Raw genomic sequence first — 382 nt, 5'->3', positions numbered from 1 at the left:
CCATTGCGCCGGGTAAGAACTTTTCCAATTCGGACATCGATGAATCGGTGAAGCGTCTTTACGCCACCGGTTACTTCTCGAATGTCTCCATGCGCGTTTCCGGCAGCACGCTGGTCGTGACGGTGAACGAAAACCAGCTGGTCAACCAGGTGGTCTTCAACGGCAACCGCAAGATCAAGGACGACAAGCTGGCCGGCATCGTGCAGACCCAGCCGCTCGGTCCGTTCAACCAGGCTATCGTGACTGCGGATATTGCCCGCATCAAGGAAGCCTACGGTGCCATCGGTCGGAGCGACGTCGAAATCACCACCCAGACCGTTTCTGTCGGTCAGGGCCGCGTGAACATCGCTTTCGTCATCAACGAAGGTGAGCGGACCAAGAT

General features: G+C 57.3%; 1 protein-coding gene. It reads left to right on the top strand.

Going from position 1 to position 382, the window contains the following annotated elements; genetic code table 11:
- On the top strand, positions 1–382 hold a 382-nt coding region (locus FNJ47_RS46770; RefSeq protein WP_283811402.1), incomplete at both ends, for a POTRA domain-containing protein.

This window comes from Bradyrhizobium uaiense (assembly GCF_010811875.1).
GTDB classification, from domain to species: Bacteria; Pseudomonadota; Alphaproteobacteria; order Rhizobiales; family Xanthobacteraceae; genus Bradyrhizobium; species Bradyrhizobium uaiense.
This window is presented reverse-complemented; position numbering and strand designations above follow the sequence as displayed.